Source organism: Pseudomonas sp. TCU-HL1 (assembly GCF_001708505.1).
Lineage (GTDB): Bacteria > Pseudomonadota > Gammaproteobacteria > Pseudomonadales > Pseudomonadaceae > Metapseudomonas.
The window spans coordinates 5,985,549-6,009,894 of the sequence record NZ_CP015992.1 but is presented as its reverse complement, the minus strand read 5'-3'; the positions used below and the strand labels follow the sequence as shown (position 1 = coordinate 6,009,894).

Annotated in this window: 25 protein-coding genes; 15 read left to right on the top strand and 10 right to left on the bottom strand. The window is 65.2% G+C overall.

What is annotated here, in order from left to right; translation table 11 throughout:
* Positions 1-96 precede the first annotated feature (96 nt).
* The 6 genes from THL1_RS27455 to THL1_RS27430 all read left to right on the top strand — a co-directional run bounded on the left by THL1_RS27455 (position 97) and on the right by THL1_RS27430 (position 6,172).
* Positions 97-1,179 carry a sensor histidine kinase gene (locus tag THL1_RS27455; RefSeq protein ID WP_069086193.1) on the top strand — a complete coding sequence of 361 codons (1,083 nt, stop codon included), beginning with the start codon at positions 97-99 and terminating at the stop codon, positions 1,177-1,179.
* Positions 1,176-1,922: a LytR/AlgR family response regulator transcription factor gene (locus THL1_RS27450; protein ID WP_069086192.1), complete on the top strand. Its 747-nt coding sequence runs from the start codon at positions 1,176-1,178 to the stop codon at positions 1,920-1,922. Before THL1_RS27455 ends, THL1_RS27450 begins: the two co-directional genes overlap by 4 nt.
* A 144-nt stretch (positions 1,923-2,066) precedes the next feature.
* Entirely contained in the window at positions 2,067-3,008 is a 942-nt protein-coding gene (hemC, locus tag THL1_RS27445) for a hydroxymethylbilane synthase (RefSeq protein WP_177343867.1), read from the top strand.
* Positions 3,005-3,775, top strand: a complete 771-nt coding sequence (locus THL1_RS27440) for a uroporphyrinogen-III synthase (protein WP_069086190.1) — start codon at positions 3,005-3,007, stop codon at positions 3,773-3,775. Before hemC ends, THL1_RS27440 begins: the two co-directional genes overlap by 4 nt.
* Positions 3,776-3,791: 16 nt before the next feature.
* Positions 3,792-4,925 carry a uroporphyrinogen-III C-methyltransferase gene (locus tag THL1_RS27435; RefSeq protein WP_069086189.1) on the top strand — a complete coding sequence of 378 codons (1,134 nt, stop codon included), beginning with the start codon at positions 3,792-3,794 and terminating at the stop codon, positions 4,923-4,925.
* Entirely contained in the window at positions 4,922-6,172 is a 1,251-nt protein-coding gene (locus THL1_RS27430) for a heme biosynthesis HemY N-terminal domain-containing protein (RefSeq protein ID WP_069086188.1), read from the top strand. Before THL1_RS27435 ends, THL1_RS27430 begins: the two co-directional genes overlap by 4 nt.
* A gap of 222 nt (positions 6,173-6,394) precedes the next feature.
* Here the strand turns inward: THL1_RS27430 and THL1_RS27425 are convergent, their stop codons facing one another.
* Entirely contained in the window at positions 6,395-7,474 is a 1,080-nt protein-coding gene (locus tag THL1_RS27425) for a PQQ-dependent sugar dehydrogenase (protein WP_069086187.1), read from the bottom strand.
* Positions 7,475-7,582: 108 nt separating this feature from the next.
* Here THL1_RS27425 and THL1_RS27420 point away from each other — a divergent pair, with 108 nt between their 5' ends.
* From THL1_RS27420 to THL1_RS27410, 3 genes are all read left to right on the top strand, one after another.
* Entirely contained in the window at positions 7,583-8,074 is a 492-nt protein-coding gene (locus tag THL1_RS27420; protein WP_069086186.1) for a disulfide bond formation protein B, read from the top strand.
* A gap of 326 nt (positions 8,075-8,400) precedes the next feature.
* A complete protein-coding gene (locus THL1_RS27415; protein ID WP_069086185.1) occupies positions 8,401-8,871 on the top strand; it encodes an Rsd/AlgQ family anti-sigma factor in 471 nt (156 codons plus the stop codon).
* Between the two features lie 252 nt (positions 8,872-9,123).
* Positions 9,124-10,206, top strand: coding sequence for an AlgP family protein (locus THL1_RS27410; protein ID WP_069086184.1), 1,083 nt, complete (start codon positions 9,124-9,126; stop codon positions 10,204-10,206).
* On the opposite strand, the gene THL1_RS27405 is transcribed toward THL1_RS27410, so the two are convergent.
* Complete coding sequence (locus tag THL1_RS27405; RefSeq protein WP_069086183.1) at positions 10,203-10,667, bottom strand: TIGR02444 family protein; 465 nt, start codon at positions 10,665-10,667, stop codon at positions 10,203-10,205. The two genes, THL1_RS27410 and THL1_RS27405, sit on opposite strands and share 4 nt — an antisense overlap.
* 50 nt (positions 10,668-10,717) lie before the next feature.
* Here THL1_RS27405 and THL1_RS27400 point away from each other — a divergent pair, with 50 nt between their 5' ends.
* The 3 genes from THL1_RS27400 to rhtB all read left to right on the top strand — a co-directional run bounded on the left by THL1_RS27400 (position 10,718) and on the right by rhtB (position 13,873).
* On the top strand, positions 10,718-12,628 hold the full coding sequence (locus tag THL1_RS27400; RefSeq protein WP_069086648.1) for an ATP-binding cassette domain-containing protein: 1,911 nt from the start codon (positions 10,718-10,720) through the stop codon (positions 12,626-12,628).
* Complete coding sequence (locus THL1_RS27395) at positions 12,628-13,167, top strand: mechanosensitive ion channel family protein (RefSeq protein WP_069086182.1); 540 nt, start codon at positions 12,628-12,630, stop codon at positions 13,165-13,167. Before THL1_RS27400 ends, THL1_RS27395 begins: the two co-directional genes overlap by 1 nt.
* Positions 13,168-13,240: 73 nt before the next feature.
* Entirely contained in the window at positions 13,241-13,873 is a 633-nt protein-coding gene (gene rhtB, locus THL1_RS27390) for a homoserine/homoserine lactone efflux protein (protein ID WP_069086181.1), read from the top strand.
* Positions 13,874-13,941: 68 nt separating this feature from the next.
* Here the strand turns inward: rhtB and THL1_RS27385 are convergent, their stop codons facing one another.
* Genes THL1_RS27385 through THL1_RS27370 form a run of 4 tightly spaced genes read right to left on the bottom strand, consistent with a single transcriptional unit; the run spans position 13,942 to position 17,093 of the window.
* On the bottom strand, positions 13,942-14,685 hold the full coding sequence (locus THL1_RS27385) for a penicillin-binding protein activator LpoB (protein WP_069086180.1): 744 nt from the start codon (positions 14,683-14,685) through the stop codon (positions 13,942-13,944).
* 1 nt (position 14,686) lies between these two features.
* Positions 14,687-15,277: a penicillin-binding protein activator LpoB gene (gene lpoB / locus THL1_RS27380; RefSeq protein WP_414703770.1), complete on the bottom strand. Its 591-nt coding sequence runs from the start codon at positions 15,275-15,277 to the stop codon at positions 14,687-14,689.
* A gap of 15 nt (positions 15,278-15,292) precedes the next feature.
* Positions 15,293-15,688, bottom strand: a complete 396-nt coding sequence (locus THL1_RS27375) for a YcfL family protein (protein WP_069086178.1) — start codon at positions 15,686-15,688, stop codon at positions 15,293-15,295.
* Positions 15,689-15,698: 10 nt separating this feature from the next.
* A complete protein-coding gene (locus tag THL1_RS27370; RefSeq protein WP_069086177.1) occupies positions 15,699-17,093 on the bottom strand; it encodes a COG3014 family protein in 1,395 nt (464 codons plus the stop codon).
* Positions 17,094-17,516: 423 nt separating this feature from the next.
* Here THL1_RS27370 and THL1_RS27365 point away from each other — a divergent pair, with 423 nt between their 5' ends.
* Together THL1_RS27365 and THL1_RS27360 are read left to right on the top strand one after the other, a co-directional pair.
* Positions 17,517-19,406 carry a cytochrome c/FTR1 family iron permease gene (locus THL1_RS27365; RefSeq protein WP_069086176.1) on the top strand — a complete coding sequence of 630 codons (1,890 nt, stop codon included), beginning with the start codon at positions 17,517-17,519 and terminating at the stop codon, positions 19,404-19,406.
* 53 nt (positions 19,407-19,459) lie between these two features.
* On the top strand, positions 19,460-19,912 hold the full coding sequence (locus THL1_RS27360) for a YaiI/YqxD family protein (protein WP_069086175.1): 453 nt from the start codon (positions 19,460-19,462) through the stop codon (positions 19,910-19,912).
* A 49-nt stretch (positions 19,913-19,961) separates the two neighbouring features.
* Here the strand turns inward: THL1_RS27360 and THL1_RS27355 are convergent, their stop codons facing one another.
* From THL1_RS27355 to THL1_RS27340, 4 genes are all read right to left on the bottom strand, one after another.
* Complete coding sequence (locus THL1_RS27355) at positions 19,962-20,432, bottom strand: thioesterase family protein (RefSeq protein ID WP_069086174.1); 471 nt, start codon at positions 20,430-20,432, stop codon at positions 19,962-19,964.
* Positions 20,433-20,566: 134 nt separating this feature from the next.
* Entirely contained in the window at positions 20,567-21,223 is a 657-nt protein-coding gene (gene elbB / locus THL1_RS27350) for an isoprenoid biosynthesis glyoxalase ElbB (protein ID WP_069086173.1), read from the bottom strand.
* Between the two features lie 13 nt (positions 21,224-21,236).
* Positions 21,237-22,067 (bottom strand): dienelactone hydrolase family protein, encoded by an 831-nt coding sequence (locus tag THL1_RS27345; protein WP_069086172.1) that lies wholly within the window; start codon positions 22,065-22,067, stop codon positions 21,237-21,239.
* Positions 22,068-22,521: 454 nt separating this feature from the next.
* Positions 22,522-23,082 (bottom strand): DedA family protein, encoded by a 561-nt coding sequence (locus THL1_RS27340; RefSeq protein ID WP_069086171.1) that lies wholly within the window; start codon positions 23,080-23,082, stop codon positions 22,522-22,524.
* Positions 23,083-23,316: 234 nt separating this feature from the next.
* Here THL1_RS27340 and hemB point away from each other — a divergent pair, with 234 nt between their 5' ends.
* Entirely contained in the window at positions 23,317-24,330 is a 1,014-nt protein-coding gene (hemB, locus tag THL1_RS27335; RefSeq protein ID WP_069086170.1) for a porphobilinogen synthase, read from the top strand.
* Positions 24,331-24,346: the final 16 nt, after the last annotated feature.

Below are 24,346 nucleotides of genomic sequence, written 5' to 3'. Positions count from 1 at the left end.
CCTTCACGGACGCGCCGTGGGTTTGATGGTTCAGTACAGGCTTTTGCCCGGCGACATCGGCTTGTCGTCTGCCGGGCCATTGGGGACATGTCCGGGATGCCGAAGCGCCTGAAAAAGAAAGCGCGTTCCAGAACCGCCAGCGACGACTTCTTCCTGCCGGAGCTCTGCCTGCCCGAGGCGTTGCTCGGGCTGGTTCTGCTGGCCGAGCTGCTGGTGCTGGTGCTGGTGCTGGCCGAGCCCATGCTGCCCAGTTTCAACTGGGTGCGCCTCGCCCTGACGTCTCTCTTCGTGCAATGGATCGTGCTGCTTTCAGCCGCGCTGCTGTGCCAGTTGCGGCCACTCCTGGCGCGTCTGAGGGCCTCCCTGGCCGGCAGCCTCTGCTGCGCCCTGGTGGTGGGCCTGACCCTCGCCGGCACCGCAGTGGCCGACTACTTCGATCTCGGCGGGCCGCTGCCTCGCAGTGGCGAGGTCAACCTTTACCTGCGTCACGGCCTCATCAGCCTGATCATGTCGGCACTGCTGCTGCGCTACTTCTACCTGCAGAGCCAGTGGCGCAAACAGCAGCAGGCCGAGCTCAAGGCGCGCATCGAGTCGCTGCAGGCACGCATCCGTCCGCACTTCCTGTTCAACAGCCTGAACAGCATCGCCAGTCTCGTCGTGATCGATCCTGACAAGGCGGAGCAGGCCGTGCTGGACCTTTCCGACATTTTCCGCGCAAGCCTGGCCAAGCCCGGCACCCTGGTCGACTGGGGGGAGGAAATGGAGCTGGCGAAACGATATCTGTCGATTGAGCAATATCGTCTTGGAGAACGGCTACAGTTGGATTGGCAGGTGAATGAAGTACCGGACGATCTGCCTATCCCTCAGTTGACGCTGCAGCCCTTGCTGGAGAACGCCCTGATCCATGGCATCCAGCCGCGCATTGAAGGAGGGTTGGTGCGAATCGAAGCGGATTACCGCGACGGCATGTTCCGCCTCTGCGTAAGCAACCCTTACGAAGAGGTCCAGGGTCAGTCGCCACCGCGTGGCACCCAGCAGGCTCTGCGCAATATCGACGCGCGCCTGACGGCACTTTTCGGGCCGCGGGCAAGTCTCAGCGTGGAGCGCCGTGACGGCCGCCACTTCACCTGTCTACGCTATCCTTGTGCGAGACTCACGCAGGAAGCCCGTGCGATATGAATGTCCTGATCGTCGACGATGAACCTCTTGCCCGCGAGCGCCTCAGCCGCCTGATCGGCGACCTCGAGGGGTACCGTGTCTTGGAGCCTGCCGCCAGCAATGGCGAGGAGGCGCTCACCCTGATCGACAGCCTCAAGCCGGATGTGGTCCTGCTGGACATTCGCATGCCCGGCCTGGACGGGTTGCAAGTGGCCGCCAGGCTTTGCGAGCGCGAGGCGCCGCCGGCGGTGATCTTCTGCACGGCCCATGACGAGTTTGCCCTGGAAGCCTTCCAGGTCAGTGCCGTGGGCTACCTGGTCAAACCCGTGCGCTCCGAGTCACTGGCCGAAGCCTTGAAAAAGGCCGAGCGGCCCAACCGGGTGCAACTCGCTGCGCTGACCCGCCCTGCTGCGGTCAGCGGGAGCGGTCCCCGAAGTCACATCAGTGCCCGTACCCGGAAAGGCATCGAACTGATCCCGCTGGATCAGGTGATCTTCTTCATCGCCGACCACAAGTACGTGACGCTGCGTCACGAGCATGGCGAAGTGCTGCTGGACGAACCGCTGAAGGCGCTGGAAGACGAGTTTGGCGACCGCTTCGTGCGTATCCACCGCAACGCCCTGGTGGCCCGCGAACGGATCGAGCGTCTGCAGCGCACCCCGCTCGGGCACTTCCAGCTTTACCTCAAGGGTATGAATGGGGAGGCGCTTACGGTGAGCCGCCGCCATGTCGCTGGCGTGCGGAAGCTGATGAACAACCTGTGACAGGCCGCCAAAACGACCGTTGACGGTGGCCTGACGGGTGCTCGCTACGTTTCTTCGACAACCCATGTCGTTACGCGACAACCGCCCGCGCCCCCGCAGTGCGCGGGCCTGTTATGATTCCGGGCATTACCGTTTCCGGAAGTGATCATGTCCCGCGAGATCCGCATCGCCACCCGCAAGAGTGCCCTGGCCCTGTGGCAGGCCGAATACGTCAAAGCCCGTCTTGAAGAGGCTCATCCCGGTCTCAAGGTCAGCCTGGTGCCCATGGTCAGCAAGGGTGACAAGCTGCTCGATGCGCCCCTGGCGAAGATTGGCGGCAAGGGTCTGTTCGTCAAGGAGCTGGAAACGGCCCTGCTGGAGAACGAGGCGGACATTGCCGTGCACTCCATGAAAGACGTGCCCATGGATTTTCCCGAGGGCCTTGGTCTTTACTGCATCTGCGAGCGCGAAGACCCGCGTGATGCCTTCGTCTCCAACCGTTTCGACAGCCTCGACACCTTGCCGGCTGGTAGCGTGGTCGGCACGTCCAGCCTGCGCCGCCAGGCCCAGTTGCTGGCCCGCCGGCCTGACCTGAAAATCCAGTTCCTGCGTGGCAACGTGAACACCCGTCTGGCCAAGCTGGATGCCGGCGAGTATGACGCCATCATCCTCGCCGCCGCGGGTCTGATCCGCCTTGGCTTCGCGGACCGTATTCGTTCCTCCATCAGCGTCGAGGACAGCCTGCCGGCTGGCGGCCAGGGCGCCGTGGGCATCGAGTGCCGTACCGCCGATAGCGAAATCCACGCCCTGCTGGCGCCCCTGCATCACCGTGATACCGCCCTGCGCGTGACGGCCGAGCGCGCTCTCAACAAGCGCTTGAATGGCGGCTGCCAGGTGCCCATCGCCTGCTACGCCGTGCTCGAAGGCGACCAACTCTGGTTGCGCGGCCTGGTCGGTCAACCGGATGGCGGCCAGCTGCTGCGTGCTGAAGCCCGCGCTGGCGTTGCCGATGCCGAGGCCCTGGGCGTCAAGGTGGCTGAAGAGTTGCTGCAACAGGGCGCCGAGGACATCCTCAAGGCGGTCTATGGCGAGACCGGCCACCCGTGACCGGCTGGCGGTTGCTGCTGACGCGCCCTGCGGAGGAGTGCGAGGCGCTGGCCGCGAGCCTGGCTGAGCAGCGGATCCACAGCAGCAGCCTGCCCCTGCTGGCCATCGAACCTCTCAAGGAAACGCCCGAGCAGCGCGGCATCATCCTCGAACTCGACCGTTATTGCGCAGTGGTGGTGGTCAGCAAGCCCGCGGCACGTCTTGGCCTCGACCTGATCGACCGCTACTGGCCGCAGCCCCCGGTTGGCCAGCATTGGTTCAGCGTTGGCGCAGCTACCGGCGCCCTGCTCGAAGACTACGGCCTGCCGGTGTACTGGCCGGCCGTTGGCGATGACAGCGAGGCCCTCCTGGCACTGCCGGAGTTGACCGAGGCCCTGGCCGTGCCTGAACCCAGGGTACTCATCATGCGGGGCGAGGGTGGCCGAGAATTCCTGGCCGAGCGCTTGCGCGGCCAAGGCGTCGCGGTCGACTATCTGGAACTCTACAGGCGCTGCCTGCCGGAATACCCCAAGGGCACGCTGGCCCGCCGGGTTGAGGCGGAAGGCTTGAATGGCCTGGTGGTCAGCAGTGGTCAGGGCCTGGAAAACCTCCAGCGCATGGCTGGCGACACCTGGCCTGACCTGGCCCGTCTGACCCTGTTCGTGCCCAGCCCGCGGGTCGCCGAACAGGCCGCCCTCGCGGGCGCGAAGAATGTAGTGGATTGCCGTGGTGCCAGTGCCACGGCTTTGCTGGCGGCGCTCAGGCAGTACCCGGCGCCGGCCCTCTGATGCGAAGGATGGATACGTGAGCGAAGCAGAAGCCCCGAAACAAGAGCAACACACCCACGCCGCCGAACCCGTCGCCCCAGCCAGTGCCGCGCCCGCTTCGCGGGGCAATGGGCTGGCCCTGTTCGCCCTGCTTCTGGGCGCTGCCGGCATTGCCGTTGGCGGCTGGGGCCTTTGGCAGGTACGCACCCTGGACACCCGCGACCAGCAGCAGCTCAGCATGGTCGAGGACGCCCGTGGCCAGACCCGTGCGCTGGCTCAGCGCGAGCAACAGCTCACCCAGCGCCTGGAAGAACTGCCCAGCGCTGCCGAGCTGGATGAGCGCCGCCGCTTGCTGGTGGACCTGCAGGGCGACCAGCAGCAACTGCGCCAGCGTCTGGAAACCATTCTCGGCGCCAGCCGCAAGGACTGGCGTCTGGCCGAGGCCGAGCACCTGCTGCGCCTGGCCACTCTGCGCCTCTCGGCGTTGCAGGATATCCACAGCGCCGCCGCCCTGGTTCAGGCCGCCGACGACATCCTTCGCGAGCAGGACGATCCGGGCGCCTATGCGGCCCGCGATCAGCTGGCGAAGACCCTGGTGGCCCTGCGCAGCACCGAACAGCCCGATCGCACTGGCCTGTTCCTGCAACTTGGCGCGCTGCGCGATCAGGCTGCGCAGCTCAACCCGCTGGTGCCTGCTTTCGAAGACAAGGGCGGCGTCCTGCTCGACATGGCCGCCGAAGGTGACGGTGGCAGCCGCTGGTCCGAGTGGCTGGAGAAGCTCTCGCACTACTTCCGCATCCAGCTCGATGCCGACCAGAGCATCAAGCCGCTGCTGGCCGGACAGAGTCTTTCGCAGGTCCGCCTGGCCCTGTCGCTGGCCCTGGAGCAAGCGCAGTGGGGCGCACTCCATGGCCAGACCCAGGTCTACCAGCGGTCACTGCGTCAGGCCCGCGAGGTGCTGAACAGCCACTTCAACGACGAGAATCCGGATAGTCGTGCCCTGCTGGCACGCCTCGATGAACTTGCCGCGCAGCCGGTGGAAGTCCAGGCCCCCGATCTCGCGCCCGCGCTGAGCGCCCTGCAGGCCTATCTGCAACGCACACCGGGCGCACCTGCTAGCGAAGTCGAGAAGCCGGGTGCCGCGGAGCCGGCCAAGGAGGCCGGCCAATGAAGCGCCTGCTCAAGGTCCTACTGATCCTCCTGGTCGTCGGCGCAATCGCCACCTTGATCGGCATGGCGGTCGCCCAGCACAAGGGCTACGTGCTGGTGGCCTACAAGGGCTTCCGCTACGAATCCACCCTCTGGGCGACCCTGGCACTGCTGGCGGTGCTCTGGCTGCTGTTCGTCGGCCTGCGCTACCTCCTGCGGTTGGTGGCGGTGTCCGGCGGCGTGGTCAATCCCTGGTCGCGGCGTAACGCCCGCCGGCGTGCGCGCCTGGCCTCCGAGCAGGGCCTGCTGGACCTGGCCGAAGGTCGCTGGGCCCGTGCCCTGCGCCACCTGAAACGCGCCGCCGAAGGCGATCCGCAGCCGCTGATCTATTACCTGGGCGCTGCGCGTGCCGCACAGAAAATCGGCCAGACCGAAGAAGCCGAGCAGTTGCTGGAGCGTGCCCTGGAGCGTCAGCCACAGGCCGAGCTGGCCATCGCCCTTGCCCACGCCGAACTGCAACTGGATCGTGGCGATTCCGCGGCTGCGCTGGAAACCTTGAAGGCGGTGCAAGAGCGCCATCCGCGGCATCACCAGGTGCTACGCCAGTTGCTGCATTTGCACGAAGTGCGTGGTGACTGGTCAGCCCTTGTCGGCTTGCTGCCAACCCTGCGCAAGGAGAAGGCGCTGCCGGAAAGCCAGTTGGCAGAACTCGAACTTCGCGTCTGGAGCGCTCGCTTGCACCAGGCCGGCGAAGAGGGGCTGAACGAGGGCGAAACGGCCCTGCAACCCTTGACCCGCGCCTGGCAGCAACTGTCCTCGGCCCAGCGTAACGAACCTCGGTTGGTGCTGGCGTTCGCCGAGCAACTGCGTCGACTGGGCGCCGATGAGGAAGCCGAAGAAGCGGTGCGTGGCGCGATCAAGCGTGGCTACAACAACGACCTGGTGCGCCTCTACGGCCTGCTGCGCGGCCGCGATCCGGCCCGCCAGCTGCAGACGGCCGAGGGCTGGCTGAAGGAGCATCCGGGCGACGGCACGCTGCTGCTCACGCTGGGTCGTCTGTGCCTGCGCAACCGCCTCTGGGGCAAGGCACGGGAGTACTTCGAGAGCAGCCTGAGCTTGCGCCGTGATCCGGAAACTTGCGCCGAGCTGGCCCGCCTGCTGGCACAAATGGGCGAAGTCGAACGCAGCAACCAGCTGTTCCAGGAAGGCCTCGGCTTGCTCGACCAGCGCCTGCCGGCCTTGCCCTTGCCGGCGGAGAAGATCGCCTGATAGTGAAAGGCCCGGGACATCCCGGGCCTTTTTCATTTGTACCTGGGATGAGTCGCCGGCCCTGCCTGTGACGACTCGAATGAGCGAACCATCAGGATAATGCCGGTCCCGTAGGGTGCGCCGCGCGCACCGGGAGGCAGACTCGGTTTCGTAACCATCGCCTCGGTGCGCATGGCGCACCCTGCTTCTGGGTACTGTGGCGGAGATTTGGTGTTTCTCGCTTCATTTCCCCATGTACTCGATGCGGTAGATGGCGCCTGCATGGTCGTCGCTCACCAACAGGGCGCCATCCGGCGTTACCAGCACGTCCGCCGGGCGGCCCCAGACATCGCCATCCTTCAGCCAGCCCTCGGCGAACACGCTCTGGCGCTTCAGGCTGCCATCGGGGTTGAGCTCGACCCGCTTGATCCGGTAGCCGATCTTTTCGCTGCGGTTCCAGGAGCCGTGTTCGGCAATGAACAGGTTGTTTCGATACGCCTCTGGAAACTGTTTGCCGGTGTAGAAACGCAGGCCCAGAGGGGCTACGTGCGGGCCCAGTTTGGCGACTGGGGCGACGAATTCGCTGCACGGGCGCTGGGAAAATCTCGGGTCTCCAACATCGCCAGCATGGCAGTAGGGGAAGCCGAAGTGCTGGCCGGGTTTCTCCAGGCGATTGAGCTCGCAATCAGGGACGTTGTCGCCCATCAGGTCGCGGCCGTTGTCGCTGAACCAGAGCTCACCGGATTGTGGGTGCCAGTCGAAACCCACCGTATTGCGCACGCCCCGGGCCACCACTTCGAGACCGCTGCCATCGGCATTCATGCGATGGATGGCGGCATAGAGGTCGGGGTCCTCGGCGCATACGTTGCACGGCGCACCCACGGGGACGTAGAGCTTGCCGTCGGGCCCGAAGGCGATGAACTTCCAGCCGTGGTGCGTCTCTCGCGGAAAGCCGGCATACACCACCTCCGGCGTTGGCGGCGCGTCCAACCGCGACTCTATGTCGCGCAATCGCAGGATCTGGCTGACCGCAGAGACGTACAGGTCGCCGTCTTTGTAGGCCACGCCAACCGGCAGCTGTAGGCCGCTGACCACTGTGCGGACCTTGCCGCTGACCGGATCCAGCGCATAGACCTTGCCCGCCGAGTTACTGCCGACGAACAGCGTGCCCCGCGCTCCCCAGGCCATCTCCCGGGCGTTGGGCAACTGGTCGCTCACCAGCGTGATGCGGAAGCCTTCAGGCAGCGTGATGCGTTCCAATGGCAGCGCGGCGTGGGCTACCCAGGGCAGCAGTAGCAGAACGAGCAAGAGCAGCCGATGCATGGCGGTGTTCTCCGGATAGCTAACCCCACCAGACTAGCCGGTCGCCTTGAAAGCCCAAGGTGCTTTCAACTAACGTATCGCCCTTTCCGATAACCTAACGGAGCCGCCATGTTTCTGGCCCGCCCGCGTTCGCTCTTCCTGCTCGCCTTCCTTGCCTGTGTCGCTGTCATGGGCGGGGCGCTCTACCTCGAACATGCCCTGGGCCTCGAACCGTGCCCGCTGTGCATCGTCCAGCGCATCTTCATCATCGGCTTCGGCATCATCTGCCTGATCGCCGCGCTGCACGGTCCGGAGCGTACGGGGCATCGCGTCTACGCGGTGCTGGCGCTGCTGTTCGCCGCCGGTGGTGCTGCCTCTGCCGGCCGCCAGGTGTGGCTGCAAAGCGTACCGGCCGACCAGCTACCGGCCTGCCTGCCGAGCCTCGACTACATGATGGAAGCCTTGCCCTTCCAGGACATCGTCAAACTCATGCTCCACGGCACGGCGGATTGTGCGGAAGTGACCTGGACCCTGCTCGGCATGAGCATCCCTGAGTGGAGCCTGCTGGCCTTCGCCGGCTGCATCCTGTTCTCGCTCTACCAACTGTTGCGTCGCACCTGATCAGGCAGGGCGCATGGCCTGTCCGTGCGCCCGCCGACCGGCTTCTCCCCCGCTGCCTCCAGCGCTTTCACCGCTGCGCCAATCCGTCGCGCCACCGCCAAGGCTCCGCCCAGAAGGGCCGCGGCCTGTCGATTAAACGCTCGTATGAATTTTTTCCCGTTGGCGCCTTGATGGCACTGCCCGGCGGGCATACTCTGGCCCGCACGCGCCGCCGGAATATTGCCGTTTTGGCGGCGTCTTCCCAGGACTTTGCACCGGTCGACAAAAAACCGTCTCGGAGCAGACGTATAACGGCATTACCGAATTAGGGAAGTGAGGTCGTCACCATGCTCGAAAGTTGCCAGAACGCTCAGGAACGTTGGGGTGGCGTGCACCAGCTGATCGACCGCTGGTTACAGGAACGCCATGAGCTGGTCCGCGTCTACAGCTCGCTGAGCGAAAAGCCCCAGGCCCCCAGCGCCAATGCGGAAGGGCTGCAAAGGTTTTGTGAGGTCCTGCTGGACTACGTGTCGGCAGGGCATTTCGAGGTCTACGAGCAACTGCTCAATGAGGCGAAAGCGTTTGGTGACCAACGCGGCCTCGACCTCGCCAAGCAGATCTATCCCCGTATCGAAGCCATCACCGAAGTCGCTCTCGCGTTCAATGACCGCTGCGACAATGGTGACTGTCGTGACCTCGGTCTGAGTACCGAGCTCACGCAGCTCGGGCAATTGCTCCACGAACGCTTCGAGTTGGAAGACTGCCTGATCGAAGTGCTGCACAACGCCCATCAGGGCCAGGCCTCGCTACCGGCCTGATTCCTGTCCTGACGGTGCTGGAACCTGGGAGGCGCTACCGCCTTATCCCTGATCCAGAGCCTTCCCGGCGTTGCGCGGCTGTTGGCGTGAACCGGGTTCCGCGACCCTGTATCCGTGGGTCGATACGTCAGGTGCGGAACCTTCGGCCGGCGATCAGTCGCAAGGCCCAGGCGGGCGGAATTGCGCGGCCGCTGGCGACTCGCGAAACAGGCGACTAGTATGGGCCAAATAACGCCCGCCAGGAGGCATACCATGTCGGCCAAGAAGAAGCCCGTGAGCACCCCGCTGCACCTGCTGCAACAGCTTTCCCAAAGCCTGCTCGAACACCTCGAAACAGCCTGCTCCCAAGCTTCGGTCGACGCTGAAAAGCTGCTGACCAAGCTGGAGAAACAGCGCGGCAAGACCCAGGAAAAACTCCACGCTGCGCGCACCAAGCTGCAAGACGCGGCGAAGGCCGGCAAAGCCAAGGCCCAGGCCAAGGCCAAGGGCAGCATCGGTGAACTCGAAGCTGCACTGGAAACCCTGAAGAATCGCCAGGCTGAAACCCGCACCTACATCGCCCAGCTCAAGCGTGACTCCCAGGAGAGCCTGAAGCTCGCCCAGGGCGTCGGCAAAGTGCGTGAGGCCGCCAGCAAGGTGTTGACGTCCCGCGAAGCGAAGCCCGCGGCCGCCAAAGCTGCCGTGAAGCCGGCTGCCAAGCCTGCCGTGAAACCGGTGGCCAAGGTCGCCGCGAAGCCCGCTGCCAAACCCGCAACTAAAGCGGCTGCCAAGCCCGCTGCGGTCAAGCCGGCTGCCAAGATCGCCGCCGCGAAACCGGCTGCCAAGCCTGCGGCGAAAGCCGCCGCCAAACCAGCTGCCAAAACCGTGGCAGCTAAACCTGCTGCAAAGCCGGCTGCAAAATCTCCTGCAGCCAAGCTTGCTGCGAAGCCAGCCGCAAAACCTGCGGCAGCCAAGCCCGCTGCTAAGCCAGTAGCCAAAGCTGCGGCGAAGCCGGTCGCCAAGCCTGCTGCCAAAGCCGCCGCTAAACCTGCAGCCAAGCCTGCTGCTGCGAAGCCCGCTACGGCAGCCAAGCCCGCTGCTAAACCGGCCGCGCCAGCCGCCAAACCCGCTGTTGCTGCAGCCGCCAAGCCGGCGGCGAAGAAGCCAGCCGCCAAACCCGCTGTGAAAAAAATCGCACCGGCCAAGCCTGCCGCGGCGAAGCCCGCTGCGCCGGCTCCGGCTGCCAAACCGGCTACCGCTGCGCCGGTCGCTCCGGTCGTGCCCGCCGCCACACCGGTTGCCAGCGTGGCACCGGCCAGCAGCAATGGTGCAGCTCCGACCTCGCCGTCGAACTAAAGCGCCAGGACCGCGACGCGCAAGAGCTCGAGCGCGTCGCGGTCCGCTTTCTCAGCCCTTGGCATGCTGCCCAGTAGCCAGGCTTCAACCTGTTCCAGCCCGCCTGCGGTCCAGCCATCGGCGGCGCCTTCCAGCCTTGCCAGCAACTTGCGCTCGGCTTCCAGTTCCAGCGCTTTGATCTGCTCCCGCAAGCCGGCCAACGCCGGGTCATCCTGCGCCTGGGCTCGCCAGTTCTGACGCAGCGATCTCAGGGGCTTCACCACCTGCTCCTGCCAGGGCTCGCACACCTGCTTCAGGGCCTCCAGACGCGCCGTATCGAATGTTGCGCCACGCCGTCCCAGCCAGCAGGCAGTGAGCAGCAGGCAAACGTCCGCGCCTCGCTCCTGAAGGTGCAGGCAGGCCGGCTCGACGCCGGGCTCGGTGTAAAGGCGCAGGGCGAAAGTCCACAGGTCTGAAGGCATGGTGCTCCTCGGGCGGCGTGGCGGCGAAGCTGATAAACTCCGCCGCCATCATGATCCGACTGCAAAATCTCACTCTACAGCGTGGTCCGCAGCGCCTGCTAGAAGGCGCCGAACTGACCCTGCACGCCGGCCAGAAGGTCGGTCTCATCGGTGCCAATGGCGCCGGCAAATCCAGCTTGTTCGCGCTGCTGCGTGGCGAGTTGGGGCCGGATGCGGGCGACTGCCTGCTGCCCGCCGATTGGCGCATCGCCCACATGCGCCAGGAGGTGGATAACCTGGAGCGCCTGGCCGTGGATTACGTGCTCGATGGCGACCAGCACCTTCGCCAGGTCCAGCGCGACCTCGCCGCCGCCGAAGCGGGCCATGATGGCACCGCCATTGCCCGCCTGCACATCGAACTGGACAGCGCCGACGGCTACACGGCCGATGCCCGCGCGCGCAAGCTGCTGGCTGGCCTCGGCTTCACAGCGGAACAGATGGATCGTCGAGTTGGTGATTTCTCCGGTGGCTGGCGGATGCGCCTGAACCTCGCTCAGGCGCTGATGTGCCCGTCTGAACTGCTGCTACTCGACGAGCCCACCAACCACCTCGACCTCGATGCCATCCTATGGCTCGAAGAGTGGTTGAAGGGCTATCCGGGTACGCTGCTGCTGATCTCCCACGACCGTGACTTCCTCGACGCGGTCGTCGACAACGTCGCGCACCTCGAGCAGCAGAAGCTGACCCTCTATCGCGGTGGTTACTCCGCCTTCGAGCGCACCCGTGCCGAGCGCCTGGCGCAGCAGCAGCAGGCCTTTGATAAGCAGCAGGCCCAGCGTGCGCACATGGAGAAGTACATCGCCCGGTTCAAGGCACAGGCGACCAAGGCCCGCCAGGCCCAGAGCCGGATCAAGGCCCTGGAGCGCCTGGAAGAGCTGGCGCCGGCCCATGTGGACTCGCCGTTCGACTTCAGCTTCCGCGAGGCCGACAAGATTTCCAGTCCGCTGCTGGACCTGTCCGAAGGCCGCCTCGGCTATGGCGAGAAAGCCGTGCTCCAGCAGGTCAAGCTGCAGTTGGCGCCGGGCGCGCGTATCGGCTTGTTGGGCCCTAACGGCGCCGGCAAGTCGACGCTGATCAAGACCCTTTCCGGTGACATCGAGCCCCTTGGCGGGCGCCTCGCACGCGGCGAGAACCTGGCCATCGGTTATTTCGCCCAGCACCAACTCGACTCCCTGGATGCCAAGGCCAGCCCGCTGTTGCACTTGCAGCGCATCGCACCGAGCGAACGCGAGCAGACGCTGCGCGACTTCCTTGGCGGCTTCGACTTCCGTGGCGATCGATGCGATGAAGCGGTGGTCAATTTCTCCGGCGGTGAGAAGGCCCGACTGGCACTGGCGCTGATTGCCTGGCAGAAGCCCAACCTGCTGCTGCTGGACGAACCGACCAACCACCTCGACCTGGAGATGCGCCTGGCCCTGACCATGGCCCTGCAGGACTTCGCCGGCGCCGTGGTGGTGGTGTCCCACGACCGTCACCTGCTCAAGAGCACCACCGATGAGTTCCTGCTGGTGGCCGATGGCCGCGTGCAGAGCTTCGATGGTGACCTTGACGACTACGCCCGCTGGCTGGTGGATTTCCGCGCCCGTCAGGCCCCCGTGGCCAGCGCACCGGTGAACCCGGACAAGACCGACAAGCGCGCCCAGCGCCAGGCCGCCGCCGCCTTGCGCCAGCAACTGGCTCCGCACAAGAAGGAAGCCGACAAGCTGGAGAAGGACCTCGGCAAGGTTCACGAACAGCTGGCTGGCATCGAGGCACGCTTGGGCGATTCCGCCCTTTACGACGCGGCGCGCAAAGACGAACTGCGCGACCTGCTGGCCGAGCAGGCACGACTGAAGTCCCGCGAGGCTGAACTGGAGGAAGGCTGGCTCCTGGCCCTGGAAACCCTGGAGGAGCTGCAGCGGCAACTGGAGGCCGCGGATTGATGGACGACCTGCAACTTCTGACCGCCTGGAGCGAGCCGCTGATTCGCGCCGCCCAGGTGCTGCTGATCGTGCTGCTGGCCTGGCTGGTTCAGCGCATTGTCACCCGAGGCATCTCACGTCTCGGACAACGTTATCCACAGCTCCCGTCGGAGCTGATGCTGCCCCTGCGCGGGCTGCTGCGCTGGATGATCCTCGGCAGCGCCTTCATGCTGGTGCTGGAGCGCTTCGGCGTCTCGGCCGAGGTGCTCTGGACGGCCCTGACCGGCTTTGCGGCCGTGGCGGCGGTGGCTTTCTTCGCCATCTGGAGCGTGCTCTCCAACATGTTCTGTGCGGTGCTGATCTACTCCCTCGGGCCGTTCCGCATGGGCGACAAGGTGGAGGTGGTGGAAAGCGCGGACAAACCCGGCGTGAAGGGCAGGGTGATCGCCATCAACCTGTTCTACACCACCCTCGAAGACCTCAGCGAAGAGCATCACGGCGCGCTGGTGCAGGTGCCCAACAGCCTGTTCTTCCAGAAGGCCGTACGCCGCTGGCGCTGACGGTACTGTGCAGCGTCCCGTCTTGGGGGTAGGCTCTGCGGCCTGCCCCTTTTTCGTTTTCGAGGTTTCTGCCATGGCGCTCCAGACCTGGCTCGCTTTCCTGGTTGCCTGTTGGGTGATCAGCCTGTCACCGGGCGCCGGTGCCATTGCTTCCATGTCCTCCGGCCTGCAATACGGTTTCCTGCGGGGCTACTGGAATGCCCTCGGCCTGCAGATCGGCCTGGCGCTGCAGATCGCCATCGTCGCTGCCGGCGTCGGCGCCATCCTTGCGACATCGGCCCTGGCGTTCAGCCTGATCAAGTGGTTCGGCGTGGTTTATCTGGTCTACCTGGCGATCAAGCAATGGAAGGCGCTGCCCAGCGACCTGGCCGACGACTCCGCCGAGCGCCCCATCGGTCGTCCATTGACCCTGGTGCTGCGCGGCTTCCTGGTGAACTTCAGCAACCCCAAGGCCATCGTCTTCATGCTCGCGGTGCTGCCGCAGTTCATCGATCCCCACGCGCCGCTGGTGGAGCAGTACCTGGTGATGGGCGTGACCATGATTACCGTCGACCTCATTGTCATGGCCGGCTACACCGGTCTCGCTGCCCGCGTCCTGCGCCTGCTGCGCACGCCGCGTCAGCAGCGGGTGATGAACCGCAGTTTCGCCGCCCTGTTCGTCGGCGCGGCAGCGTTGCTGGCGACGGTGCGTCGTGCGCCGGTGTGAGGCACCCGCCGATTCGCGGGTGATTGTGCTCCGATGAAGAAGGCGGCCCTCGGGCCGCCTTTCTCGTTTCAGCGCAGGATCGTCGCCTGCTCGTCCGGCGGCAGGTTGTTGCCGGGCGGGTAGGGCGAGGCGCTGCCGACGTCGCCGCCCAGCAACTGCTCTTGCAGCTGGCGGGCGACGTCTTCGCCGATGGACTTCGACACATCACGCACCACGCGACCCCGGTTGGGCGTGACGCGACCGTCATTGCCGTTCACCAGTTTGGCGTCCTGGCCTTCGCCCATAGCAGTGAAGGCCGAGGTGATCTCGTAGGTGCGGGTGTTGATCAGGCTGAAGTCGGCCACCAGGGTCAGGCCCAGTACCTTGGAATAGCTGTCGGTATTGGCGATGTCGTTCAGGTCTTGGCGGAAGTCGATGTCCGACAGGGTGCCGAACAGCACATAGTCGGCGCCCTTGAAGTGACCGGCGCGGATTCGCTTGATCACGTCGTACAGGCCTTCGTTGTCCTTGGCCGTGTAGGGGCGCCCCTGCACCAGGCGGAACTGGCCGGACTTGAGGATCTCACCCTTGATGTCACCGGTGAATTTGCGCAGCTCGCCGCGATCGATGTAGCTGTAGGTGCCTTCCACTTCCGTGTAGCTGCTCGAGGCGCTGCCGGAGAAACCACTCACCTGCGCCTGGCTGTGTGCGCTTACGACGTGTATGTACTCGCGGACCCGCTCCTCGTAGGCCAGGTCGGTCACTGCGATCTTCGGTGCTGCCTGGCTGGCAAAGGCCAGCAGGGCAGCGAAGACTCCGATCAGCGCTCGCATATCAACGCTCCGTGGTCTTGCGGATTTCTTTCTCGTCCATCCACTCGGCCAGGCCGCTTTCCACGTCCACCAGTTGCAGGCTGAACTTGTAGAACACGTCTTTGTAGTCGCTGCTGCGCTTGACGATGGAGCTGATCGAGCCTTCCAGGCGGTACTGCGCGGCGATCATGTTGCCGGTCTTGGCGACGGTGGAGTTCTTGTACAGGCCGCTCTGGTTCTGCAGCTTGAGCTGGTCCACCTGGCTCTGCATGTCGGTGTTGTCGCTGGCGAAGCGGGCGGTGCCGGACTTCATCAGTTGGGTCTTGATAGAGTTGGTGATCTCGCGGGTGTCGATGTACTCGCTGGTCTTGTTCTTCACGTCGTAGACCTGGATAACCGGACGGCCCTGGAGCACGCCGGATTGGGCCAGGGAGCGGGTCATGGTCTCGGCGATCACTTGCAGGTCAGTGGAGCCGAATTCGTTGGTCACCAACTCCACGGCCTTGCTGTCGCCGTAGCTGATGTTGCCGCCGCCCAGCACGGGCGAGGATGTGGAGGCGCAGCCGCTGGCCAGCAGGGCGGTAGCGGCGATCAGGGAGATACGAAGGGTCAGCATCTGGAGACTCGCTTAACGGAACAGGTTCACGGAGTTGTCGGGGGTCTGGACTTCCAGGCGGAAGTCAGTGGCCTGGGGCACCGGGGCGATTGCCGGCAGGTAGGCTGTCTGGGTGCCGTAGAGCGTCAGGCTCTTCCAGCTCTCCTCGCCAGCGACCGGGAAGCCGTCGTTGCCCAGCCAGGCGAAGCGGTAGTACATGGAACGGTTCTTGTGGCTGCTGTTGGTCAGCTCCACCTTCACGGTGAGGAAGCCGTTCTCGCGGGCGACGCGCATGGCGCCGACCTGGATGTGCTCCATGCTTCCCAGCGACACCACCTTGCTGGCCGCACTGCCAGGAGCGGGCGGCGGTGGCGTGGCGCAGCCGGCGAGCAGGCCGAGCGCGAGGCCGGCGATGATCAGGGTACGCATGCTGTTCTCCTTACGGGTTGCTGGCCACGGCCTGGACGACCGGCGCCTTGACGCTGGCTGTGGTGCCTTGGGTGAAGACCTGGTTGCCCACGACGCGCAGCGGAATTACCTGGTAGTTCTGCTCGACTTTCAGGTTGACCTGGCCGCCGCCGACAGACGCGGGCAGGGAGAGCTGGTGCTCGCCCTTGGGCAGGCGCACGCGGGCGATCTGGATACTGTCGGGCAGGGTGCGCCAGGTGCGTTCGTCCGCCCCTTCGGTGGCGACCGACATCAGGCCAACGGCCAGGCCCGCCAGGGGGCTGACGTTGTCGTTCAGCTGTTTTTGCGCCACGCCGCGGGACACTGCGCGAACGGTGGTGCGCAGGATGATGCCGGGCATATCGTCCCGCAGGGCACGGCGGGACATGATCTCGACGTTGCTGATCTCGGTGAGGCCCACACTCTTGCCGTCGAGGCTGAGGCTGTCGATCACGGCGGTGGAGGTGTCTGCCTTGAGCAGCGGGAAGGACACCGTGCTGACCACCAGACCGGAGTTCAGCGGCAGGGGCAGGGGGATGCGCATGGAGTCGCGAGCCGGGGCCAGGCCGGCCTGCACCACCAGCAGCACTTCGCTTTCGCCTTCGGTGCGGGCGGCGCTGCTGTCGAGGTCGAGCAGGGCCTGTTCCAGTACCGGGACGTTCGGGCGCAGCTCGGCGGCCCTGCGGTAGCCCGGTGCGGCGAGGCCCTTCTCGCCCAGCGCCTCGTAGACGAAGCCGGAGAGGTAGTGGCTGAACGCGCTCTGGTAGCTGTTCTTCAGGCTGACCACTTCGGGGGCGTCGAGGCTGGCCACGGGGTAGCCCTGGAGGTCTTTGAGCTGAGTGGTGACGCCTTGCTTCTCAGCCTCTTCCTCGCGCTTGAGGTATTCCTTATCGCGCAGGTCGGCGATCAGTGCTTCACGCTCGTGGGTCTTCTTGATCTCGGTGCGCGCGGCATCGAAGTCGTTGACCGCCAGGTCGTTGAGGGCCATCTGGGTGGTCAGCATGACCTTCTCGTAGTCATAGCCTTCGTAGCGGCGGACCTTGTCGTTGACCAGGAAGCTGGCGAACTGGCCCAGGTACTTCTGCGGGTCCGCCTTCACCGACTCTTCCCACTCGAAGACGATGCGGTCCGCTGCCTGCCAGGCTTGCTGGCTGCCCGCGAGATCACCCTTGGAACGCAGGAGCTCGCCCTTTTCGAGGTAATAGAGCAGGTCCTTGTCTTCGGATGTGTTGTTCTTTTCCAGCAGTGCCAGAGCGCCATCCACGTTGCCGGCGCTGAGATGTTGGCTGGTTTCGCTGAGTTCGGACTCGTAGCTGCGGAAAACGGAGCAACCGGAGAGTTGCAGGGTGGCGCACGCGATCAGCGCGACCAATGCACGAGAAGCCATGTGGTCCCTCAAGAATCATCGTTGATTGCCTGACCGGTCGTGGCCGGTCAGCCGGGTGCACTGGCATGTGGGGGCGGCTGGCGTCCTGCCAATCCATCATATAAGTGATGGCCCTGATATCCATTGGGTATGTGAGGGGCGCGCGCAGTATAATCTCAAATTGAAATCACGTGATGGCCTTTTGACGCCTTAAAGCCATCCAAATGACATCATTATGCCATCTCGACGACGAATGGTAGTGGGGATGCAGGGGGGCTTCACGTCGGACTGGCTGGCTGTTGGTACTGCCCTGGATGGCTTATGAGTAGTGAGGTTCAGCCTGAATATGCGGCAAGCTGTCGCAGGCTGGAGAGGCATCTGGGGTTGAGCTGGATCGTTAGGAGGGTAACAATTCTACTCCCCATTCTCATTTGAGATTGAAACATGTTCCCCATCCCAAGATTGCTCAGCTGGCTGCTGATGCCATTGATGGCGCTCTGCAGCTTCAGCCTGATGGCCGACCAGGCCGACGGTGCCGCCCAGGCACTGCACCTGCTCAGCTACATAGGTGCCGACTACCAGGCCACCGTGGTCGATGGCAAGGTCATCGACTCCAGCGAATACCGTGAACAGATCGAATTCCTCGGCGTGCTGCAGGGTCTCATCGTCGCCCTGCCGGCCCGTGACGGGCAGAAGGAACTGGAGCAGGGCGTCACCAGCCTGCACCAGGCCATCGAAGACAAGCAGGATGGCCCCGCCGTCGCTCGCCTGGCCCGTCAGTTGGCCACCCGGTTGGCAGCGACCTACGAGGTCAGCCAGGCCCCTCTCATCACGCCTGACCCGGCTCGCGGCGCGCCGCTCTACGCCCAGCATTGCAGTGTCTGCCATGGCGATACCGGTGCCGGCGACGGCCCGGCGGGCATGGGCCTGGAGCCGCCGCCAGCCAATCTGCGCGATCAGGCGCGGATGGACCGGATGAGCCTCTATGACCTCTACAACACGCTCGGCCTGGGAGTCGAAGGCACCGACATGCCGGCCTTCGCCGATCAGTTGGACGACCGGCAGCGCTGGGACCTGGCCAGTTACATCGCCGGCTTCAGCGCCGACCCGTCGCTGAAGGGCGAGGCCATTTCCCTGGGCGAACTGGCCGGCCGTACGCCGGAGGATGTCGGCACCAGTCAGGGCGCCGCCGCCCAGGCGCTGTTCCGCGCCCAGCGCGCCCAGCCGCCGATGCAGCAGCGTGGGCCGAAGGAGCTGATCGGGCATACCCGCGCCACGTTGGAGCAGAGTCTCAAGGCTTACCGTGACGGCGACGCGGAGCAGGCCTATGACCTGTCGGTAGCGGCCTACCTGGAAGGCTTCGAGCTGGTGGAAAGCTCCCTCGATAACCTGGACACCGTGCAGCGCAAGAGCACCGAGCGGGCATTGATGGCTTACCGCCAGGCCCTGCAGGACCGCCAGTCGGTGGCCAAGGCTGCGCAGTTGCTGGAGCAGGCCAAGTCCGAACTGGACAAGTCCGCCGAGCTGCTGGGCAGCGATGGGCTGAGTGGTTCGTTGAGCTTCATTTCCAGCCTGCTGATCCTTCTGCGCGAAGGCCTGGAGGCCATCCTGGTGCTCGCGGCAATCCTCGCCTTCCTGCGCAAGACTGACCAGGAACATGCGGTGCGTAGCGTCCACGTGGGCTGGGGCCTGGCTATCGTTGCCGGCTTCGCGACCTGGGCCGTCGCAGCTTTCCTGATCGACGTCGGTGGCGCCCAGCGCGAACTGATGGAAGGCTTCACCGCGCTGTTCGCGTGCGTGATGGTGCTCTGGCTCGGCGTGTGGATGCACGACCGTCGCCACGCCGCCGCCTGGCAGAGCTACATCAAGGAGCACCTGCTGAGCAGCAGCGGTCGCTTCGGCTTTGCCACCCTGGCGTTCTTCTCGGTGTACCGCGAGCTGTTCGAAGTCATCCTGTTCTACGAAACCCTCTGGCTGCAGGCCGGCCCGGCGGGTCACAGCATGGTCATCGCCGGCGCGGCCACTGCCCTGATGCTGCTGATCGGCCTGGCCTGGGTGATTCTGCGTGGCTCGGCGAAGCTGCCTCTGGGCACCTTCTTCATGGCCAACGCCATCCTCCTGTGCACCCTGTCGGTGGTGTTCGCCGGTCACGGTGTAGCCGCGCTGCAGGAAGCCGGCGTGCTGGGCACTCGCCCGGTACCGTTCTTCGAGTTCGACTGGCTGGGCATTCACCCGGACGCCTACACGCTGTCGGCCCAGGGGCTGACACTGCTGGCCATCGCGGCACTCTACGGCCGTAGCTGGCTGCGGGAACGCAGCGCGGTGCAGGCCTGAATGGAGGGCGAGGGGTGTAAACTCCTCGCCCTTTCTCTTTGGGAGCTAAAGCCATGCGCGTCTGGATCGATGCCGATGCCTGCCCCCGGGCGGCCAAGGATCAAGTGATCAAGTTCGCCTTGAAGCGCAAGTTCGAGGTGGTGCTGGTGGCCGGTCAGAGCCAGGTCAAACCGTCTTTCGCCTGCGTGCGTCTGGTGGTGGTGCCCAGCGGCCCGGATGCCGCCGACGACTATCTGGTGGAAAACGCCGAGCCGGGTGAGCTGGTGATCTGCAGCGACGTGCCGCTGGCGGACCGTCTGGTGAAGAAGGGTGTTGCGGCCCTCGACCCGCGCGGGCGCGAGTTCGACGAGCGCAACATGGGCGAGCGCCTGGCGGTGCGTAATCTGTTTACCGACCTGCGCGACCAGGGGCAGATGGGCGGCGGCCAGGCAGCCTATGGCGAGCGGGAGCGGCAAGCCTTCTCCAATTCCCTGGATCGGTTGCTGACCCGCCTCAGCCGGGGCTAGTTCGCCTCCGCGCCCTCGCGCGGCCCGACTTCGCTCGGCGTCCGTGGAGTCAGCCGCAGAGGTAGGTTCCGGTGCCTACCGCCACCAGGGTGCCGTCGTCAGCGTGCAGTTCAGAGCGCACCACCGCGACCTTGTTGCCCGAGCGCAGCAACACGGCGGTGGCGGTGAAGTGCTGGCCACGGCCGGGGCGCAGGTAGTCGATACGCAGGTCGATGGTGCCGAGCTTGGACAGTCGCGCCATGCGCTCGGCTGTGGATAAGTGCTGATGCCGCTCGAAGGCGCCGATCAGCGCCATGGCACCGCCGACCACGTCGAGCAGGCTGGAGATGACCCCGCCGTGGAGGATGCCGTGGACGAAGTTGCCGATCAGCTCATCCTTCATCGGCAGGTGCATCACCACCTTGTCGGTGGTCATTTCGCCGAGCTGGATGCCGAGCACGCGGTTGAACGGAATACGTTCGAAGAAGCCGGCGACGGCTTGCTGCAATTCGGGGGTGAGGACGAAATCGGTCTGGCTCATGGCACCTCCTGGGGGCATCGATGGCTCGACGCTGCCTTACCAGCGGCCGCAGTGCCAAGGGGGACGGCAGGAGTGGCGGGGGGAATGGCCGGATCGACATGCTGCGGGCGGCCGCTGCCGCCCGCGCATAGGGCTCAGTGGGCCAGTTCCAGCACCCGGTCGACCAGCTTGTAGATGCCGGCGGCAGCTTCACTGATGGACTGCGCCAGCATGTAGGCCGGCGTGGTCACCAGCTTGCGCTTGTGGTCCTCGACAATTTCGCTGACCACGCATTCTACGTGCTGGGCACCCATTTCGCCCAGTGCGGCAGCAGTGCCGGCGTCGTTGCCGATGGTGCAGGTCACGCCTTCGCCGTAGATCTTGGCGGCCATGGCCGGGGCGATGCAGATCAGCCCCACCGGCTTGCCGGCCTCGGCGAAGCCGCGGGCGGCGGCCAACACATCAGGCTGCACGCTGCAGTTGGCGCCGCTGATGGCGAAGTCGGAGAGGTTCTTTGCTGCGCCGAAGCCGCCGGGCACGATCAGGGCGTCGAAATCGGCAGCGTCAAGTTCGCGGACATCCTTGATCTCGCCACGGGCGATGCGCGCCGACTCCACCAGTACGTTGCGGCTTTCCGGCATCTCGTCGCCGGTGGTGTGGTTGACCACGTGGTGCTGCGCGATGTTCGGAGCAAAACACTGGACCTTGGCGCCGCGCTGGTCCAGGCGCAGCAGGGTGATCACACTCTCGTGGATCTCCGCGCCGTCGTATACGCCACAGCCGGACAGGATCACGGCAACTTTCTTGGTCATGGACATCTCCAGGTCATTGAGCCGGGCCGAGGTTTTCGCGCAGGAACGCAAGGGCGCGCCGCTGGGCATCCTGGGCCAGGCTGGGTTGGTAGGTATTCAGGTCGCTGCGCTGGTCGAAGACATGGTCGGCGTCACCGTATTGCACCAGTTCCAGGCGCTCACCACCGACGCTGTCGAGGGCTGTGAGGCACTGCTGGTGGTCGGTGATGTGGTCTTTGCCGCCGAGGAACATCAGCACTGGCGTGCTGCGTCCAAGGCCGTCGCGCAGGTGGGCGGGGAAGCCGCAGTAGGGGTAGTAGGCGATCACGCCGCGCACGCCGGCCAGCGCGCCCTTGCCCGTGGCGGGAAAGCCGTGGCCGGCGCTGCCGTCGTAGGACAGTGCGTCGAGAATGGTCCAACCGCCGTGGGAGTAGCCGAGCAGGGCCAGTCTGCTGCTGTCGATAGCCGGGTTTTGCCGCACCAGCGCCAGGGCGGCGTAGACGTCGATGGCGCGTTCGTTGCCCCACAAGAGCTTGCCATCGCACACCGGACGCCAGTCCTTGATGCCGCGGGCAGCATGGCTATCGACGAACATCACCGCGTAGCCGGCGGGCAGCAGCCAGCCTGTGACGTTGCGCATGAACAGCGGGCTCTGGCCGCTGCAGCCGTGGAACACCAGCACGGTGGGGAAGGGGCCGCGGCCTTCCGGCGTGAACAGGCTGACATGGGGCGCCAGGCGTTGCTCCGCCGCCGGTAGGTCGGCGGTCTTCGGCAGCAGGGCGTCGCGATAGGGATAGAGCCCGAGCAGGGCTGCGCAGGCCAGGAGAAGCAGGGCGGTAAGGGCAGGTTTCAGGAATTTGCGCATGCTGTCGTCATATGCCGCTTGGGTTGGCACGCCATGCCGAGGCTCGAGGCCGGCTGCGGGGGTAGCATCCTGGTTACTGGACAAAAGCTACCATTGCCCGGCGAGCTTTCGTGCAGACCCTGACGAGCAATCCTAGCAGGCCGGGGAATCGGGTCGCGAGCGCCGCGCCAACCCGCTTCGCCGCCTGTGGGTCACCGGACCAGAACAACGACAAGGCTGCCCCATGAATTACGTCCTGGCTGGCCTTCGGGCTCTATGCGAGCGGCGCCTGGCTGGAGAACCGTCCCTGGGCACGCGCCCTGGAGTGGGTGTGTGGCCGGCGCACTGGGCGGAGGCGGCGCTGGGACTGCCGCCGCCTGGGGCGACGGGGTGGGGATTGCTGGCGCTTCACAGTCTGATCAGCTTGGTCGCACTGTTCGGCCTTCCTCGTCGGTAAACGGCCCTGGCAGTCTGACTAGCTGTTCTTGCCGTTATTGCGCAGGCGGCGCCTCAGCCAGAGGAGACCGCCGATGGCCACCAGGCCGCCGAGGACCATCAGCTCGTAGCGCTTGAGGTTGCCCAGCATGCCTTCGAGTACGGCGCCGAAGTGGAAGGCAGCGAAACCCAGGGCCAGGGCCCAGATCAGTGCGCCGATGCCATTGAGGATCAGGTAGCGCAGCGGCGGGTAGCCGGACAGGCCGATGGCCACCGGCATCACGGTGCGCAGTCCGTAGACGAAGCGAAAGCTCAGTACCCAGATGTCCGGATGGCGGCGGATGTGGCCCAGGGCGCGGTCACCCATGGCTTGCCAGCGCGGTTTGCGGGCGAGGATCTGGCGACCCTTGTGGCGACCCAGGTAATACCAGAGCTGGTCGCCGGCATAGCTGCCGAAAAACGCTGTGGCGACCACGGCGTTGATGTCCATGTAGCCCCGGAAGGCGAGAAAGCCGGCCAGGACCAGGATCGTCTCACCCTCGAAGAAGGTGCCGAGGAAGAGGGCGAAGTAGCCGAAATCCTGGAGAAATTGTTGCAGCATGGTTGGGGTGCGCAGCGAAATGAACGCGCAGCCTAACCGGGATGGCGCCCCGGGAAAAGCTCCGACCTGTGCCGATTGCCATCAGATTGACTCCGGACAATGCCCACGTGGCGGCGCAAGGCGCACTACGCCGCTCGACGCGACCACGGGTCGCTGTCGCCCGTTGTTACCATTCGGTCATAATCGACGCTTATATTTGTCATACTGCGTCCGTTCCGGGCCCTGGAGTTTGCTGTGAGCTTTACCCCCGCCAATCGCCTGTTCCCCGCAACTCGCCTGCGCCGCAATCGCCGTGACGATTTCTCCCGCCGCCTGGTGCGCGAGAACGTCCTGACCGTCGACGACCTGATCCTGCCGGTATTCGTACTGGACGGCGAAAACCGCCGCGAGGCCGTGCCCTCGATGCCCGGCGTCGAGCGCCTGTCGATCGACCTGCTGCTCAAGGAGGCCGAGGCCTGGGTGAAGTTGGGGATTCCGGCGCTGGCGCTGTTCCCGGTGACGCCGCTGGAGAAGAAGTCCCTCGACGGCGCCGAAGCGTGGAATCCGGATGGTATTGCCCAACGCGCCATCCGTGCCCTGCGTGAGCGCTTCCCGGAACTGGGCGTGATCAGCGACGTAGCCTTGGACCCGTTCACCACTCATGGCCAGGACGGCATCCTCGACGAGAGTGGCTATGTGCAGAACGACGTGACCGTCGATGCGCTGGTCAAGCAGGCGCTGTCCCACGCCGAAGCCGGGGCCCAGGTGGTGGCCCCGTCGGACATGATGGACGGCCGCATCCAGGCCATCCGCGAGGCCCTGGAACTGGCCGACTTCCCCAACGTGCGCATCATGGCCTACTCGGCCAAGTACGCCAGTGCCTACTACGGCCCCTTCCGTGATGCCGTCGGCTCCGCCGCCAACCTCGGCAAGGGCAACAAGGCCAGCTACCAGATGGACCCGGCCAACGCCGACGAAGCCCTGCACGAAGTGGCTGCGGACCTGGCCGAAGGCGCCGACATGGTGATGGTCAAGCCGGGCATGCCCTACCTCGATATCGTTCGTCGGGTGAAGGATGAATTCTGCGTACCGACCTTTGTCTATCAGGTCAGTGGTGAGTACGCCATGCACATGGCGGCGATCCAGAACGGCTGGCTGAGCGACGCGGTCATCCTCGAATCCCTGGTGGCCTTCAAACGCGCCGGCGCCGATGGCATCCTTACCTATTTCGCCGTACGCGCCGCAGAAATGCTCAAGACGGGAGCTTGATCTCCCCCCAGGAACT

Coding starts and splice junctions, on each gene's coding strand:
- elbB (WP_069086173.1), bottom strand. CDS start 21,223: ATGACCAAGAAAGTTGCCGTGATCCTGTCCGGCTGTGGCGTATACGAC.
- THL1_RS27415 (WP_069086185.1), top strand. CDS start 8,401: ATGCTCGAAAGTTGCCAGAACGCTCAGGAACGTTGGGGTGGCGTGCAC.
- THL1_RS27410 (WP_069086184.1), top strand. CDS start 9,124: ATGTCGGCCAAGAAGAAGCCCGTGAGCACCCCGCTGCACCTGCTGCAA.
- THL1_RS27370 (WP_069086177.1), bottom strand. CDS start 17,093: ATGGCTTCTCGTGCATTGGTCGCGCTGATCGCGTGCGCCACCCTGCAA.
- THL1_RS27425 (WP_069086187.1), bottom strand. CDS start 7,474: ATGCATCGGCTGCTCTTGCTCGTTCTGCTACTGCTGCCCTGGGTAGCC.
- THL1_RS27430 (WP_069086188.1), top strand. CDS start 4,922: ATGAAGCGCCTGCTCAAGGTCCTACTGATCCTCCTGGTCGTCGGCGCA.
- THL1_RS27450 (WP_069086192.1), top strand. CDS start 1,176: ATGAATGTCCTGATCGTCGACGATGAACCTCTTGCCCGCGAGCGCCTC.
- THL1_RS27340 (WP_069086171.1), bottom strand. CDS start 23,082: ATGCTGCAACAATTTCTCCAGGATTTCGGCTACTTCGCCCTCTTCCTC.
- THL1_RS27355 (WP_069086174.1), bottom strand. CDS start 20,432: ATGAGCCAGACCGATTTCGTCCTCACCCCCGAATTGCAGCAAGCCGTC.
- THL1_RS27420 (WP_069086186.1), top strand. CDS start 7,583: ATGTTTCTGGCCCGCCCGCGTTCGCTCTTCCTGCTCGCCTTCCTTGCC.
- THL1_RS27455 (WP_069086193.1), top strand. CDS start 97: ATGCCGAAGCGCCTGAAAAAGAAAGCGCGTTCCAGAACCGCCAGCGAC.
- THL1_RS27345 (WP_069086172.1), bottom strand. CDS start 22,067: ATGCGCAAATTCCTGAAACCTGCCCTTACCGCCCTGCTTCTCCTGGCC.
- THL1_RS27365 (WP_069086176.1), top strand. CDS start 17,517: ATGTTCCCCATCCCAAGATTGCTCAGCTGGCTGCTGATGCCATTGATG.
- rhtB (WP_069086181.1), top strand. CDS start 13,241: ATGGCGCTCCAGACCTGGCTCGCTTTCCTGGTTGCCTGTTGGGTGATC.
- THL1_RS27385 (WP_069086180.1), bottom strand. CDS start 14,685: ATGCGAGCGCTGATCGGAGTCTTCGCTGCCCTGCTGGCCTTTGCCAGC.
- THL1_RS27360 (WP_069086175.1), top strand. CDS start 19,460: ATGCGCGTCTGGATCGATGCCGATGCCTGCCCCCGGGCGGCCAAGGAT.
- THL1_RS27400 (WP_069086648.1), top strand. CDS start 10,718: ATGATCCGACTGCAAAATCTCACTCTACAGCGTGGTCCGCAGCGCCTG.
- THL1_RS27395 (WP_069086182.1), top strand. CDS start 12,628: ATGGACGACCTGCAACTTCTGACCGCCTGGAGCGAGCCGCTGATTCGC.
- THL1_RS27375 (WP_069086178.1), bottom strand. CDS start 15,688: ATGCGTACCCTGATCATCGCCGGCCTCGCGCTCGGCCTGCTCGCCGGC.
- THL1_RS27405 (WP_069086183.1), bottom strand. CDS start 10,667: ATGCCTTCAGACCTGTGGACTTTCGCCCTGCGCCTTTACACCGAGCCC.